We start from the raw sequence: 14,088 nt of genomic DNA on the forward strand, positions 1-14,088 counted from the left end.
TGGGGATATCGAATTTGTGGGGCCGCCAGCCCCGTGATTGCGTTGGCCAATCAAAACTGGTACAGCAATGTCTCACGAACTCTCACATATGAGCAAGTGTCCCGGAGGATCGAGGTGGAGAAAATGAATCGACGGCGAGCCGATACCGTAGCCGGTGCCTTGGTCGCTGCCGTCCTCATAGTCGGTGGTGTGCTCACCTGGCAAGCGTACCAGCAACAGCAGGCCTTCGAGCAGATGGGCTCGATGATGGGTACGTCGATGGGTGCGGTTCACGGAACGAACCCACTCTTGTACGTTCTCGGAACGCTTCTTGTTTCGGCTGTCGTTGGTGGGGGCTATCTCGTGGTTCGGGACGAGTTCACTACCACAGAGGTAGCCGATCGCTCACAGACTGGCATGGCGAATCAAACCGATTCTGAGAGTATCGAATCGCAGGATTGGCCCGTTCAACCAGAGGGAAAAATCAATCCGGAGTCCCAGCCACAGGCTCGCGTATTGGACCTCTTGCCGGATGATGAACGCCGAATTCTCGAACCGGTCCTCTCGTCGCCCGGTATCACACAGATCGAACTCCGGGATCGCTCGAACTTCTCGAAAAGCAAGGTCAGTCAGACGGTGAGTGCCCTCGAGAAGCGCGGCTTACTGTACCGCGAGCGACAAGGGCGAACGTATCGCATCTATCCGAGCGACGACTTACAACAGAAACAGGCGAACTAGCGGGGGATTCTCGGGAATCCATGATCGTTCACCGTATCGCCCGGCCTAAACTCGGAACGAGGATGGCCGTATGAACGTCTCTCATCGCGAGGCCTTTACTCGCTGACCGCGAAAACAAAGGCAATGACCTCCTCGGGACTTTCTCGCCGTAAACTCCTCCAATTATCGGGGATCTCGACTCTCGGAGCGCTTGCGGGGTGTGCCAGTCCGCTACCAGGCACCGACGATGGTGGGGGTCGTGCGGTGACCCCTCGTCCAACTGTCACAGCTGATCCAGATACATCGGTCAGCCTCACTGCGACGTCTGGGACCATTCGACCAGCTTCGGATACGTCGACGACTACGTGGCTATACGATGGACAGTATCCGGGCCCAGAGTTGCGCGTGCAGGAGGGTGACGTGCTCAGCGTAGAACTGGCTAATGACCTGCAGGAGGAGACGACGATTCACTGGCACGGGATTCCTGTTGCGAATCCGGTCGACGGCGTCCCGAACGTGACGCAAGAGCCGGTTGCATCCGGTGATACATTCACATACAAGTTCCGTGCTGAACCCGCTGGGACGTATTTTTACCACAGCCACGTCGGACTCCAACTCGATCGTGGATTACTCGGCCCTCTGATCGTTGAAGAACGTGACCCACACGTCGAGTACGACCGCGAGTACGTCGTCGTGCTCGACGATTACCTCTCTGGAGAACCTCGTCTTCCGTCGGACGGTGGGATGGGTGGCGGTGGAATGGGTGGAATGATGGGAGACGTTCGACCGCCATACGAGGGGCTTTTGATCAACGGTCAACTGCCCGAGAATCCCCCGACGTTCGACGTAACGGAGGGCGATCGGATTCGCTTTCGGTTCGTGAATGCCGGCAGTGCGACAGTCTTCGGTGTGCGAATCGCTGGACACGAGATGTCGGTGACCCACGCCGATGGCCAGCCCGTCGAACCGGTTGAGGCCGACTCGTTCGTTTTTGGTGCTGGTGAACGGTACGATGTCGTCGTGGAAGCGACGAATCCGGGGCGATGGTTCGTTCAGGCGAACGCACTCGACGGGAACGAACCACCGGCCAGAGCTGTCGTTGAGTATGAATCCACTGACGGTTCGAGCACTCCACAGCCTCCATCATCTTCGAGTAACAGATTGGAATACGGCGACCTGCAAGCACTCTCCTCGCTCGACGGTGTGAGTGGAGATCCCGACCGGACGTTCGATCTGACGCTCTCTCGCGGTAGAAACCAGTCCTACACGTGGACGATAGACGGACAAGCCTATCCGGATGCCGACCCGCTTCAGATTCGGCCTGGGGAACACGTCCGAATTCGGATGACCAATCAGAGCCCGGTCATCCATCCGATGCACCTTCACGGCCACTTCTTCCAGGTCGGCAACGCGATCAAAGACACGGTTATGGTCCCTGGACATCGAGGACAGGTGACACTGGACTTCCACGCGGATAACCCCGGTCGGTGGTTGTTCCACTGTCACAATCTGTACCACCTCGATGCGGGGATGGCGCGTGTTATGGAATACGTCGAATGAGTGGGTTGAGACTCGATTTCTGGTTGATCAATCTGTGGCCCGTGTGGTCTTAGTCCCGTTCCGAACGAGGCGTTGAGTGCCATCCCGGCGAATTCGAGCCGGATGAACGCTCTTATTTCTGAAACACGATTAAAACGCTGTATACACGTTCTCGAACGTTCTCCTGCGTGAGTTCACGCCCATCGTCATAACTCCCGAGCGGTCCTACGAGTAACCGAGGAGAAAGACAATGACCAACTTCAAACTCGGCGGCTGGCTGCTCGTGGCGCTCGCTCTCGTCGGACTCGTGGTCGCCTCCCCCGTGGTCAGCGCACACGGTACCGACACGACAGCTGACGACGCGCCCACGGACAACGCTACCGCTGATGACTGGGCTGCTTGGATGGAGGCGCAGATGACCGAGCACATGGGCCCTAGTAGCTTCGAGTGGATGGAGACGCACATGGGTGTGACCGTCGACGAGATGGGCCAAGACATGGCTGACAACGACTACAACGGCGGGATGTACGGGCAGGGCCACTGCTGACGGCCTCTGACCGTTTCGATTGCTTCAAACGACAACCACGGTTCACCAACTCAGGATAATGACGCAACTTACCACTCATCTCGGACGCACTGCTCGCCGCCTCGCGATCCTCGCCATCCCGCTGCTGGTCGCGGCGACTGGAACGGCTGCCGCCCACGGCGGCGGGAGCTATGGCGGCGGGATGATGGGCGGAAGCGGCTGGGGCCTCTTCGGCGGAGCGATGGGGCTCTGGGGACTCCTCTGGATGGGACTCCTCATCGCCGTTCCGCTCTACCTCGTCTATGCGCTCCTCAACCGAGGATCCGGTGGGAACGATGAGCAGTCGTTGTCGGTTCTACGCGAGCGGTACGCCCGTGGCGAGATCGACGACGATGAATTCGAACGGCGGCGAAAACAGCTCGAACGTACCGGATGATCGGAACGGCTGCTGTTCCAGCCGAAACACTGCCCTCCACAACGATTGCTGTTGGGCACCCAACGGTTAACCCCGCGGACGGGGTATGATATTCCATGGAATACACAATACAGACCACAGTCACTGGCGAATTCGACGACGTCGTTGATGCAACGAACGCTGCACTCACGGACGAGGGATTCGGTGTCCTCTGTGATATCGACATTCAGGCGACACTCAAGGAGAAGCTTGGCGAAGAGTTCCGTCAGTATCGCATCCTCGGTGCGTGTAACCCTCCGCTAGCATACGAAGGGTTAACCGAGGAAATCGAGCTTGGTGCGCTCTTGCCCTGTAACGTCATCGTCTATGAGACTGATGACGGCGACATCGTGGTGAGTGCGGTCGATCCGGAGCAGTTGGTCGGGATTGCTGATAACGACGCGCTTGATCCCATCGCAACCGAGGTCACCGAGCGATTTGATCGTGTACTGGCAGCTGTTAGAGACGAGTTCGACCCCGCGTCGGAGGCCTGATCGTCGATGGCTTCATCGAATCAACTGGACACAACGACGATACTGCTACTGATCCTCGGAGCGTTCATCCTCCTTCCGTTGCTCATGATGGGGATGGGCTTCGGCGGGATGATGGGATACGGGGGAATGATGGGCCAGTACGGTAGTACCGGCGGCTGGTGGCCCGTCATCGGAATGCTTGTGCCACTCGTTTTCTTCGTTGCGCTTCTCGGCGGTGGCTTCCTCCTCTTCAGACGGGTGAGCGAAACACAAACGTCCCACAATCCCGCGATGGAAGAATTACGTCTGGCGTACGCCCGTGGCGATCTCACGGACGAAGAGTTCGAATCCCGCCGAAAGAAGCTCGAACAATCAGAGTGAGCATATTCTAAACTACACCTACAGAATATATTCACAATTCAAAGCTTGTGCCCCACTACAGCAGTCTAATCAAAAGAGAAATCCGCTAAAGAGAGGAGACCGTATGTATCCCTGTATGACGACAACCATCACCGTGGAAGGAATGTCGTGCGGTCACTGTGAGCAGACGGTCGAAGAGGCGCTCCAAGATGTCTCCGGCGTGGCTGACGTGACCGTTGACAGGGAGAGTGAACAGGCGAGCGTCGATGGTGAGGTAGACGTCACGGCTCTCGTGGAGGCCGTCGAAGACGCAGGGTACACCGCTCACGCCTAAGTATCGCGATCGACAGATAGCACGGTCTGCTTCGAGAAAAAAGCCTGACTTTGGATTTTGCCTACGCTGGTCCTGCTGTACAGTTTCAGGGGCGAAGATTCAGGGAGCCGGCGGGTCCACCTCTAAAGAGAATATGATCTATGGCCGACCACAAAGATACAGATGAGAATCCTTCGGGAGGAGAACACCAGCAGGACGACAGTCACCAGCAAGAACACAGCGAACACGATGAAGCAGCCGCTGAGGCAGACGAACCACGGGTAGAACAGGAGCTACTGGAGGACGAGGCTCACCCTGCTACGGCGGAGGGTGAGGCGCTCCACGAGCACCACGATCACGCCGGCCACGAGGGCGAAGGAGACGACCACGGCACTCACGAAGGGCACGGTGAGGGACATGGCGGGATGCACGAAGGCCACGAACAGATGTTCCGCCGGCGCTTCTTCGTTTCGACACTCCTGTCGATACCCGTCCTCCTGTACAGCGAAATGCTCCAGGAGTGGCTCGGGTTCTCCGTCCCCACTTTCCCGGGGAGCGAGTGGATCAACCCCGTCTTCGCGGTCATTGTCTTCGCCTACGGTGGGATTCCATTCCTCCAGATGGCGGTCCCGGAGCTGAAAGACCGGGCGCCGGGGATGATGACGCTGATCTCGATGGCCATCTCGGTCGCGTTCGTCTACAGTCTCGCGAGCGTGATTTTCCCAACACAGTCGGCATTCTTCTGGGAACTCGTGACGCTCATCGACATCATGCTGCTCGGCCACTGGATCGAGATGCGGTCGGTGCGCCGTGCCTCGAGCGCCGTCGACGAACTGGCGAAACTGATGCCGGACACGGCGGAACGACTCACCGATGACGGCGAGACCGAAGAGGTCCCTGTCAGTGAACTCTCCGAGGGCGACCGCGTGCTCGTCCGACCGGGCGCGAGCGTGCCCGCCGACGGCGTCGTCGAGGAGGGCGATTCGGACGTCAACGAGTCGATGATCACCGGCGAGTCGAAACCAGTCTCGAAAGACCCCGGCGACGAGGTCATCGGCGGCACAATCAACGGCGACGGCAGTCTCCGCGTCCGTGTTGGCGCAACGGGCGAGGAGACGACGCTCGCGGGCATTATGCGGCTCGTCGAGGAAGCCCAGCAGAGCAAGTCCAAGACCCAGGTGCTGGCCGACCGCGCGGCTGGCTGGCTGTTCTACGTTGCGCTCGGGGCGGCAGCCGTGACCGCAATCGCGTGGACGGTCGCGGTTTCGTTTGACGCGACCGTCATCGAGCGCGTCGTGACGGTGCTCGTCATCGCCTGCCCACACGCTCTGGGACTCGCAATCCCGCTGGTCGTCGCGATCAACACCTCCCTGGCGGCGCGCAACGGGATGCTCGTCCGCGACCGGATCGCGATGGAGGACGCACGGAAGCTGGACGCCATCATCTTCGACAAGACGGGGACGCTCACCGAAGGCGAGCACGGCGTCGTGGATATGGCGACCGTCGAGGGCGTCGACGAGGACGACGCGCTCGCACTGGCGGCAGCTGTCGAGAGCGACTCTGAACACATGATCGCGCGAGCCATCCGCGAGGCAGCTGACGAGCGTGATCTCAGTGCCCCTGGTGCGTCCAGCTTTGAGGCAATCAAAGGGCGAGGGGTCCGGGCGAACGTCGACGGCAATGAGGTGTACGTCGGCGGTCCGAATCTGCTCTCACAGCTCGATAGCGAGGTTCCGGGCCACCTCCAGCGGTTTGCTGACGATGCGGGAGAGAACGCCCAGACGGTGGTGTATCTCGTCCGTGATGGAGAGTTGATCGCCGCGTTCGCGATGGCCGACGTGATCCGCGAGGAGAGTTTCCGCGTCGTCGACGCCCTCCACGATCTGGGGATCGAAGTGGCGATGCTGACTGGCGACTCCCAGGACGTCGCCAACGCCGTCGCAGACGAACTGGGCATCGATACGGTGTTCGCGGAAGTCCTCCCCGAAGACAAAGACGAGAAAGTCCAGGAGCTCCAAGACCAGGGGAAGCTGGTGGGGATGGTCGGTGACGGCGTGAACGATGCGCCGGCGCTGACGCGAGCCGATGTCGGCATCGCCATCGGGAGCGGTACCGACGTCGCCGTCCAGTCGGCGGACGTCATCCTCGTCCAGAACAACCCCATGGACGTCGTTCGGCTGGTGAAGCTCAGTAAGGCGAGCTATCGGAAGATGCAGGAGAACATCGTCTGGGCCGCCGGCTACAACGTGTTTGCGATTCCGCTCGCAGCAGGCGTCTTGGCACCGATCGGGATTCTGCTGTCTCCCGCCGTGGGCGCCCTCCTGATGTCGCTGAGTACGGTGATCGTCGCGGTCAACGCACAGATGCTTCGGCGCGTGGACCTGTCCATTCCCGAGCTTCCGAGCGGGACACCATCGACGGAGGTACAGCCCGCTGACTGAGCCCCATTCTGGCTACTTCAAGAAGAATTCCGCCGTGTTGACCGTCACTTCGAACAGTTCTATGACTCGACTGGGCCGGAATCTCGCGTGAAAACTTCGAACCTTTATATAGTGGACAGGTGAATTCCGCGATGGAATGTCTGACCTAATCGTCAAAGCAGCCGTGAAGGACGCACTCTCGGACAACAACGTCTCGGCAGATTTCTACGACGCCCTCAATGAAGAGGTCGCCGAACTGCTCGACGACGCCGCGGAGCGTGCCGAGGCCAACGACCGGAAGACGGTCCAGCCCCGCGATCTGTAGGCCTACATAACGCAGCCAAGCCCGTCACTCGAACGTAGCTTTTTGAGGTTCCTGTTCAGAAGTTAGGAAACGAAGATGGCGGACGCACCGGATACCGAACGGCAGGCGGTCGAACCCGACGCGAAAGAGGTCCTCAGCGTGTCACAGCTGAACGACCGGATTGCGTCAGTCGTCGAGGATGCGCCTGCCCTCGACGGTGTCCGCTGTATCGGCGAAGTCACCGATCTCCACAAAAACAGTACGGCACTCTACTTCACCCTCACTGACGGCGACGCCGAGCTCCCATGTATGATCTGGGCGAACCGCTATCGGAAGATGGACGCCGAGCTCGAGGATGGGACCGAGGTCATCCTCGAAGGCGATATCGACTACTGGACTGAAGGTGGGAAAATCGACCTCAAGCCGTGGGAGGTGATCGTCGTCGGCGACGGCGACCAAGCAGCTGCTGTCGAGCGGCTGCGAAGCGAACTCGAAGAGCGTGGCTGGTTCGACGACGAGCAGAAACAGCGCCCGCCGGCGTTCCCAGAGCGAGTCGGTGTCGTGACCTCCCTCCGGGGCGACGCTCGCTACGACATCCAGAGCGCGATCCACGAGCAGGACCCCACCGTCGACATCCTGGTGAAGGATGCGACCGTCCAAGGGTCAGAGGCCCCGACGTCGATCGCGAACGGGATTCACCATCTGGACCGCTCCGAGGACGTCGATTCGATTATCGTCGGCCGCGGCGGTGGGAGCGATTCGAACCTTCAGGCGTTCAACACCGAGCGGGTCGCGGAAGCGATCTTCACCGCGAACACCCCGATCGTCACGGCAATTGGCCATACTGACGACCGACTGATCGCGGACCGGGTGGCGGATATGGCCGCGATCACACCGACAGCGGCCGGCGAGTACATCGCCAAGTCTCGGAATGACTTCCTGGCTAGCGACATTGACCCGCTTGAGCAACAGCTTGAGGCCGCGTACGAGACGTTTGAACAGGAGCACGAACACGAACAGGAATTGGCCGAGGCAGTCGAAGAGGCGACCGCGCCTGAGGGTCTGTCGCCGGTTTACTACAAGGTTGCAATTGTCGTGCTCCTAGTGCTGTTGCTGCTCATTACTGCACTCTGGCTGGGGGTGATCTAAGCGATGGCGAAAGACTCGGACATCAGAAGTCGGATGAACCGCATCGAAGAGATTATCGACCAACTCGATGCGGATGAGGTATCACTTAATGAAGGGAGTGAGCTGTACGAGGAAGGGCAGGAGTTGCTGACTGAAATCCGCGAGCGACTCCACGAAGGCCAGGGCGAGGTCATCGAGATCGAATGAGGAACGGGGACAGTATCGACCGTTTCTCCGCGTTAACCAACAGTCTGCGGTTAATCACGAGCTTGTTGGTTCAGGTCGCTGGCCACGGCTACCCTTCAGGCTTAACTGCGATGTCCTCCCATCTCGAACTGTTCGACGGTAGTTCCAATGTTCCATGAGACGGTTCTGATATTCGGCGTCTACCTACTCGCGTGTGGTGTGGCGTGGATCCTCCACGAGTCCGCACACTACGCCGTTCACAGGCTCTATGCGGAATCAGTCTCGTTCGGTGTCAATCGACGTGGTCCATACGTCGACGCCGTTTACGCCCCGTCTGCTCCGACAGTCGCTATCCGACTCGGTTCGATCGCGCCGACTCTCCTCTATACCCCTATTGTCGTACTCGGAATTGGAGCCTATCTCTCGTCGAATCCGGTTCCACAGTTGGATCCAGTCGGGTGGTCGCTTGTCGCCGTTCCCCTCGTGATTTTGACTTTTCCGACTGGTGCTGATATCCAAGCGTGTCTCAACGCCTCAGAATAGCGTTTTTTAACGTGTATTCGGTCGGCGTCAGACAAACACTTCATTAGTTACATAGTCAGATTTTAAGAAAGTCATTGGCCGTCAGTATTTAGTAGATAAGACGCAAGTATGTGCAAATGTATCATGGCACAAGCCAGTCCCCGCAGTACCCCCCGTGAAACTGATATGGACGAGCGGTCCTCCGTGTCAGTTGAAGCGTGGTTGGAGGCGGTCAGTAGAGAACTGGATCCCGCCGAGTGCGAGGACCTCTCCGAACTCGGCATCTACTCGATCCACGAACACAGCAGCGCCCGCACGATCACCCTTCCCGAGGACGCGGACGAGTTCGAGGACGCGACGACGGTAAAGCAGTACTATTTCGAGGGCGAGGATTGCCCGCTTCTCATCGTTGCTCCGCTGCAGGTCTAAGTCGCCCTGTGGGTCGCAGATCAGCAGTCGGTGTCATCTTCTTTGTGGTCGGAATAGAACTGGATGAGGTACTGGAATCGACCTGTATCACTCGTGAATGAGTCGAGTTCTTCCTGTAACCACTCGTATTTGTCCTGCGGGATTCGCATATTGATTCGGGCCACATCGTCGCTAACATCCGAGCTGGAGTTACTGGCGCTGGTTGCTGTGTCTGCGTCTGACATTAGTTCGACCCAAGCTATGCGGTCGCATATATCCCAGTAGAATGAGAACTTCTCTATAGAACTTGGAGAACTTTGAAGATCTCCAAATTCATTCAAATTTTCTGACCTCTTTTGGTCGTGCTATCCTTTCCCACAAACGATGTGTGCTAAGGTCCCCTCCGGCGAGACGCCGGCCAGTACTGAGGAATCGACGTCCGTCATTCGGATCATCCACAGGTCCATCGGCCCGATTCTACTGGCGCTCCTCCCGCTGATCCTGTTGGTGGGGACGGCGGCCGCACAGTCGGATCCGGGGAGCGCATTCTGCGACTCGAACATGGCCGACACCATCCAGAATATCTTCACCATCATCCAGTTCGGTGGGCCGCTCATCGGCGGCGTCCTCGCGCTCGGAGCGACGGTGGCGATCCCGTTCACCCGTCGCTCGGACTGGAAGAAGGAGATGAAATCTGTCCGGAATCAGGGCCTGCTCTGGGGCGTGATCGTCGCCCCTCTCGGGACGGAGATCGTCCAGTTCATCCTGAACAACATCGTGGTCGGTGGCACGAGTTGTGGGTTCTAACTACGCAACAGGATTCGCACTCGTCATGTCCGCCGTCCTCGTCGCATCGACAGCCGCCGTTCCAGTGGGCGCCCATCCCCCGAATAGTACTGACCACGGCGTTCCGGAGGAGACCTTTCACAAACTGTGGTCGGGGGATCAAGACGGTGCGACCGACGGTGCGAATCTGAGTAACGGGTCGGCGGTCGAGCAGCTTGGCGAGGGGACCGATGTCCCGTTCGATTCGCCCCCGCGGGCAGTCGAGCAATGGAACCGGGGCGACCACCAGGAGTTCCCGGCGACCAACAGCTCCGTGTCGATCCATCCACCAGATGCGGACCTCACCAGCGACCAGTTCATCAAGGAAGCCTATACTGAGGTGTTCGCCGTTCAGCCGTCCACCCGAGCGCGCCTCTCGTCGTCCAGACAGCCGCTTTACGTCGCTCCAGACGGGACGATCCGCGGGACCGTCGATTACCGGGTGGCAGTGCCGCCTGACGACACCTCCGGCGATCGACGCGTCTACTGGAGTCTGGAGAGCCATCAGGTTGAGGGGACGAGACTCCTCGTCGACGGCGACGAAGAGACGACGGCTGGTGGTTCCCACACGCCGGCACTGTCGTACTCCTTGGATGGATACGCCGGCGAGGACCATCAGCTCACGCTCCAGGCGAACATCTCGGTCCGACTTCGGAAGGAGGTCGAAGTTTGTACAGCTCACAACGACGAAGGCGATTGTACCAACTGGGAGAGTTCCGTTTCATACCCGACCGAGACCGTCACGGTAACCGATTCCATCGGGGTAACGAAGTACGACCTCGCGGTATCAGGGTTCATCGCGGAGTATCCGAACGGTGATCTCGGCCTCGTCGTTTACAAGAATCAGCCGTGGCTTGGCTACCAGCTGCCCAACGGTGACGTCCGAGGCGTCTGGCGGTTCTACTCAGCCCGAGACAAGGACTGGGATACGCTGGTCTACAGCTCGGACGACGGACAGCGGACCGCCCACTCACCGCTCCATCCACTCCAGGTGAACTCGTACCCCATCGAGACGGGGCCGACGCCGTCGCCCCGCCGGAACGTGACAATACTGGATGTATACGGCACGTCGACGTCGCCGCCGACACTCCCATCGAGCGTCCACTTGGACGTTCTCACGGAGCCGTACACGGCCAGCTACGGCATCGCGACGCGAGCCACGACCGACGAACAGCCCGAGACCGTCCGTGCGTGGGGACTCGTCAGAGGGGTTGAGGCGGAACGACCCGCCGATGAGTTCGCTCGAATCCAGATCTACGAGAGCAACCTCACCCTGGAGGTGATGAACCAGACTGAAGACACCGTCACCGTCCGGGTTACGCTCCTGAACGCGAATACCGACGCACCAATCAACACCGCCGAACGGGACGGCTACGTTGTCGTCAACGGGCAGCGTGTGAACACGACCGGGAACGGAACCGTCAGGATGACGATTGAACGTTCCCCTGGCGGTGTTTCGGCCCGATACGAACCCGGCCACTGGTGGCTCAATCCTCCCGGCTATACCGGCGACTCGGATACTGTCCTGCTGCAAGGCTCGGTGCTCCAGCTGGTGTCGACGCTGTTCCGGATCGGCGTTCCCGTCTCGCTGTTCCTCCTTGCAGTGTTCTTCATCGATCGGATTACAGGGTGGCGTATCTGGCCCCCGTGGAGGTCACTATAATGATCAGAGAACATTCAGAATCCCATGACCGGAATTCGGAACGGTGGATTAGTCGACGCCGTCTTTTGGCTTCGTCTGGAACAGCCCTGCTTGCAGGAGTAGCAGGGTGTTCCGGAACCGATGGTCCCGGCAACCAGACTGAATCCCCAACAGATTCGTCCTCAACGTCGCCGTCTACAGATTCGGTATTTGAGGAAATCAGCTTCGCGGGACCCAACCTCGTGGTGACGCTGGCTGATGATCACGACGTCGACCAACTCAATCTGATTGGTCCAGATGGTACTACGTTCGAACAGTCAACCGTTGCACAGGGAGCTACAGGAGTCGAAATACAGATCGTCTTCAAGACTGGTGGGACGTACTCTGCCGGCGAGTACGAGTTAGTCGCCATTTCGGGCGAGACATCTGAGTCGATGTCGCTGGAGATCCGGCCCGATATCCAGATTGTCGATGTCGAACCGGAGTTCGATGAAGATGATGGCTACAGTAGCGGTCGGCTCTTTGTGACGGTCGAGAACGTCGGTACTGGTCCCTCTTGGGTGTATAATATTGGCTTCCGGAATGCGCCGTATCGGAACGCACCTGAGGTCATCGAAGGAGACGGCGTTGCTGATACAACGTTCGAGCGTCCGGAGGCGAGCGAAGAATTCCTCAGCCCCGGTACTGAACGGGAATTCCTGAAACAACGGGGTGTTCTCGTCATCGATGACAACGACGATGCCTCATGTCAGAGTGATACTACAGAATTAACCGTCGTTGTTCAGACCCCACACGGAGATATTGAGCAACCGATTCGGGCAGAGCTGTCCGGTGGATACCATATCGACGACCAAGGCGCGATCCAACACCCGTGTAAAGACGTCCAGATTGAACTACTGGACGGGGGTGGAGACAATGCGTAGTCCCGTTCGCTTCCTAATTCGCTCTATCGTCGTCTTCTTCGGGCTACTGAGTACGGGCACTGCTCCGGTTTTAGCTCAAAGTGACGGGGGCAGCGATGGCGGTGCCCTTGGAGACATTATCATCAACGCTATCCAAGAACTCCTTGAGATACTCTTCAGCCCCATAGAGACCGTCATCGAAAATCACGGTGATGCAGTCTTGCGGACAGTGGTGGGTACTCCCCATCCAGATTCGGTGTTCAATCAGCCGACGAACGCAGCGTGGCCTGGAATTTACGACTACTACTGGGAGATGATCATCCCGCTTTCGCTATCGCTGTACGGTCTCTCGCTTGGGATCGTCATTTTCCTTGAATCGACGAGCCACTTGTTCAACGGATACCATCGCTCGAAGCTCAAGAAACGCGCCTTCGCTGGATTGCTCGGTATCTTGTCGTGGTGGTGGATCTCAGCGCTCTCGTTGCGATTTATGGATGCATTAGCTGGGTTCCTCGTCCCCTCGGTGTCAGAGATCTCGCTATTCCAGACGCTGTCGTTCACTGGAATGGGTGTGCTCGGCACAGTTGTTGCTCTCTCAACGAATTTGCTCCTATTCGTGTTGATCGGCCTGATTTACCTCGCGAGACAGCTGGCACTCTACCTATTCGTGTTCCTGATGCCACTACTCATCGTATTCTGGATCCCTGGCGTCGGGCCGTTCGCCCTAGTCTCGAAATTCATGAAGAAGTTGGCTGGATTCTACGTCCCTTTCCTGTTTATGACGGTTCCAGTTGCTCTCCTGTTCCGTCTCGGGGACATCTTGGGGACGAGCTTCGGCCCCTCAGCCGGTGAGTTCGGGGCTTGGTTGACGGCACTCGTTATCCCGCTTCTCGCCGTTGCCTCCCCGTTTGTTTTGTTCTGGCAGGCCGGGGCGTTGTTCTTCATCGCCGACAGGGCGGCCAGACATATGTCTGCTGAGAAGGCCCGTAGTCGGTTGTCTAGAGGACGTGAACAAGTCCAGTCGGCCAAACAGGGTGGGAGAAACTTCGTTCGAGGAGTGCGCAATGAGCCCGCAGTCAAGAGCGGTGGCCAATACGTCTTGAACTCTGGTGAGTCGAGAGCCCACTCTACCGGCCAACGACTCAATACGACTGGGTCTCGCCTCCGTGAAGCACTCACCGACGGCAGTGGTGGGGGTGGAGGAAACAGCGGAGGCGGAGGTCTCGACGACGGAAGTGATGGTTCTACGGCCGGCTCCACCACCAGCGAGGATAGTAGTGGGAACGATGGAGGCGAAGAATTCGATCGAGACGATGCGTTCCGGGATCCCCAGACTCGGAACCGGAATCGAGATTCTGCAGATGACCCGCCACGCTACATCCACTAACAA

17 protein-coding genes are annotated in these 14,088 nt (G+C 58.7%); 16 read left to right on the forward strand and 1 reads right to left on the reverse strand.

Annotation, left to right across the window (positions count from 1 at the left end; genetic code table 11):
* Nucleotides 1–123 precede the first annotated feature (123 nt).
* From Hrr1229_RS16970 to Hrr1229_RS17025, 12 genes are all read left to right on the forward strand, one after another.
* Nucleotides 124–717, forward strand: coding sequence for a MarR family transcriptional regulator (locus tag Hrr1229_RS16970; protein ID WP_094529650.1), 594 nt, complete (start codon nt 124–126; stop codon nt 715–717).
* A 123-nt stretch (nt 718–840) separates the two neighbouring features.
* Nucleotides 841–2,256, forward strand: coding sequence for a multicopper oxidase family protein (locus Hrr1229_RS16975; protein ID WP_123115137.1), 1,416 nt, complete (start codon nt 841–843; stop codon nt 2,254–2,256).
* Between the two features lie 229 nt (nt 2,257–2,485).
* Nucleotides 2,486–2,782 (forward strand): hypothetical protein, encoded by a 297-nt coding sequence (locus Hrr1229_RS16980; protein ID WP_094529617.1) that lies wholly within the window; start codon nt 2,486–2,488, stop codon nt 2,780–2,782.
* 58 nt (nt 2,783–2,840) lie between these two features.
* Complete coding sequence (locus Hrr1229_RS16985) at nt 2,841–3,197, forward strand: SHOCT domain-containing protein (protein WP_094529615.1); 357 nt, start codon at nt 2,841–2,843, stop codon at nt 3,195–3,197.
* 95 nt (nt 3,198–3,292) lie between these two features.
* On the forward strand, nt 3,293–3,709 hold the full coding sequence (locus Hrr1229_RS16990) for a DUF302 domain-containing protein (protein ID WP_094529613.1): 417 nt from the start codon (nt 3,293–3,295) through the stop codon (nt 3,707–3,709).
* A gap of 6 nt (nt 3,710–3,715) precedes the next feature.
* Entirely contained in the window at nt 3,716–4,069 is a 354-nt protein-coding gene (locus Hrr1229_RS16995) for an SHOCT domain-containing protein (protein ID WP_123115138.1), read from the forward strand.
* A 115-nt stretch (nt 4,070–4,184) separates the two neighbouring features.
* On the forward strand, nt 4,185–4,382 hold the full coding sequence (locus Hrr1229_RS17000) for a cation transporter (protein WP_123115227.1): 198 nt from the start codon (nt 4,185–4,187) through the stop codon (nt 4,380–4,382).
* Between the two features lie 140 nt (nt 4,383–4,522).
* On the forward strand, nt 4,523–6,802 hold the full coding sequence (locus Hrr1229_RS17005) for a heavy metal translocating P-type ATPase (RefSeq protein WP_123115139.1): 2,280 nt from the start codon (nt 4,523–4,525) through the stop codon (nt 6,800–6,802).
* 136 nt (nt 6,803–6,938) lie between these two features.
* Complete coding sequence (locus tag Hrr1229_RS17010; RefSeq protein WP_123115140.1) at nt 6,939–7,106, forward strand: DUF1931 domain-containing protein; 168 nt, start codon at nt 6,939–6,941, stop codon at nt 7,104–7,106.
* Between the two features lie 75 nt (nt 7,107–7,181).
* Nucleotides 7,182–8,234, forward strand: coding sequence for an exodeoxyribonuclease VII large subunit (gene xseA, locus Hrr1229_RS17015; RefSeq protein WP_123115141.1), 1,053 nt, complete (start codon nt 7,182–7,184; stop codon nt 8,232–8,234).
* A gap of 3 nt (nt 8,235–8,237) precedes the next feature.
* Nucleotides 8,238–8,420, forward strand: coding sequence for an exodeoxyribonuclease VII small subunit (gene xseB / locus Hrr1229_RS17020; RefSeq protein ID WP_123115142.1), 183 nt, complete (start codon nt 8,238–8,240; stop codon nt 8,418–8,420).
* A 687-nt stretch (nt 8,421–9,107) separates the two neighbouring features.
* Nucleotides 9,108–9,350, forward strand: coding sequence for a hypothetical protein (locus tag Hrr1229_RS17025; protein WP_255212616.1), 243 nt, complete (start codon nt 9,108–9,110; stop codon nt 9,348–9,350).
* 20 nt (nt 9,351–9,370) lie between these two features.
* Here Hrr1229_RS17025 and Hrr1229_RS17030 read toward each other — a convergent pair whose 3' ends face one another.
* Nucleotides 9,371–9,574: a hypothetical protein gene (locus Hrr1229_RS17030; RefSeq protein ID WP_123115144.1), complete on the reverse strand. Its 204-nt coding sequence runs from the start codon at nt 9,572–9,574 to the stop codon at nt 9,371–9,373.
* 139 nt (nt 9,575–9,713) lie between these two features.
* Here Hrr1229_RS17030 and Hrr1229_RS17035 point away from each other — a divergent pair, with 139 nt between their 5' ends.
* Genes Hrr1229_RS17035 through Hrr1229_RS17050 form a run of 4 tightly spaced genes read left to right on the forward strand, consistent with a single transcriptional unit; the run spans nt 9,714 to nt 14,085 of the window.
* Nucleotides 9,714–10,136 (forward strand): hypothetical protein, encoded by a 423-nt coding sequence (locus Hrr1229_RS17035; protein WP_123115145.1) that lies wholly within the window; start codon nt 9,714–9,716, stop codon nt 10,134–10,136.
* A gap of 25 nt (nt 10,137–10,161) precedes the next feature.
* Nucleotides 10,162–11,817 (forward strand): hypothetical protein, encoded by a 1,656-nt coding sequence (locus Hrr1229_RS17040; RefSeq protein WP_123115146.1) that lies wholly within the window; start codon nt 10,162–10,164, stop codon nt 11,815–11,817.
* Entirely contained in the window at nt 11,817–12,719 is a 903-nt protein-coding gene (locus Hrr1229_RS17045; protein ID WP_255212617.1) for a hypothetical protein, read from the forward strand. Before Hrr1229_RS17040 ends, Hrr1229_RS17045 begins: the two co-directional genes overlap by 1 nt.
* Nucleotides 12,712–14,085, forward strand: a complete 1,374-nt coding sequence (locus tag Hrr1229_RS17050) for a hypothetical protein (protein WP_123115148.1) — start codon at nt 12,712–12,714, stop codon at nt 14,083–14,085. The genes Hrr1229_RS17045 and Hrr1229_RS17050 overlap by 8 nt, the downstream gene beginning before the upstream one ends.
* Nucleotides 14,086–14,088: the final 3 nt, after the last annotated feature.

The organism is Halorubrum sp. CBA1229 (assembly GCF_003721435.2).
Classification (GTDB): Archaea; Halobacteriota; Halobacteria; order Halobacteriales; family Haloferacaceae; genus Halorubrum.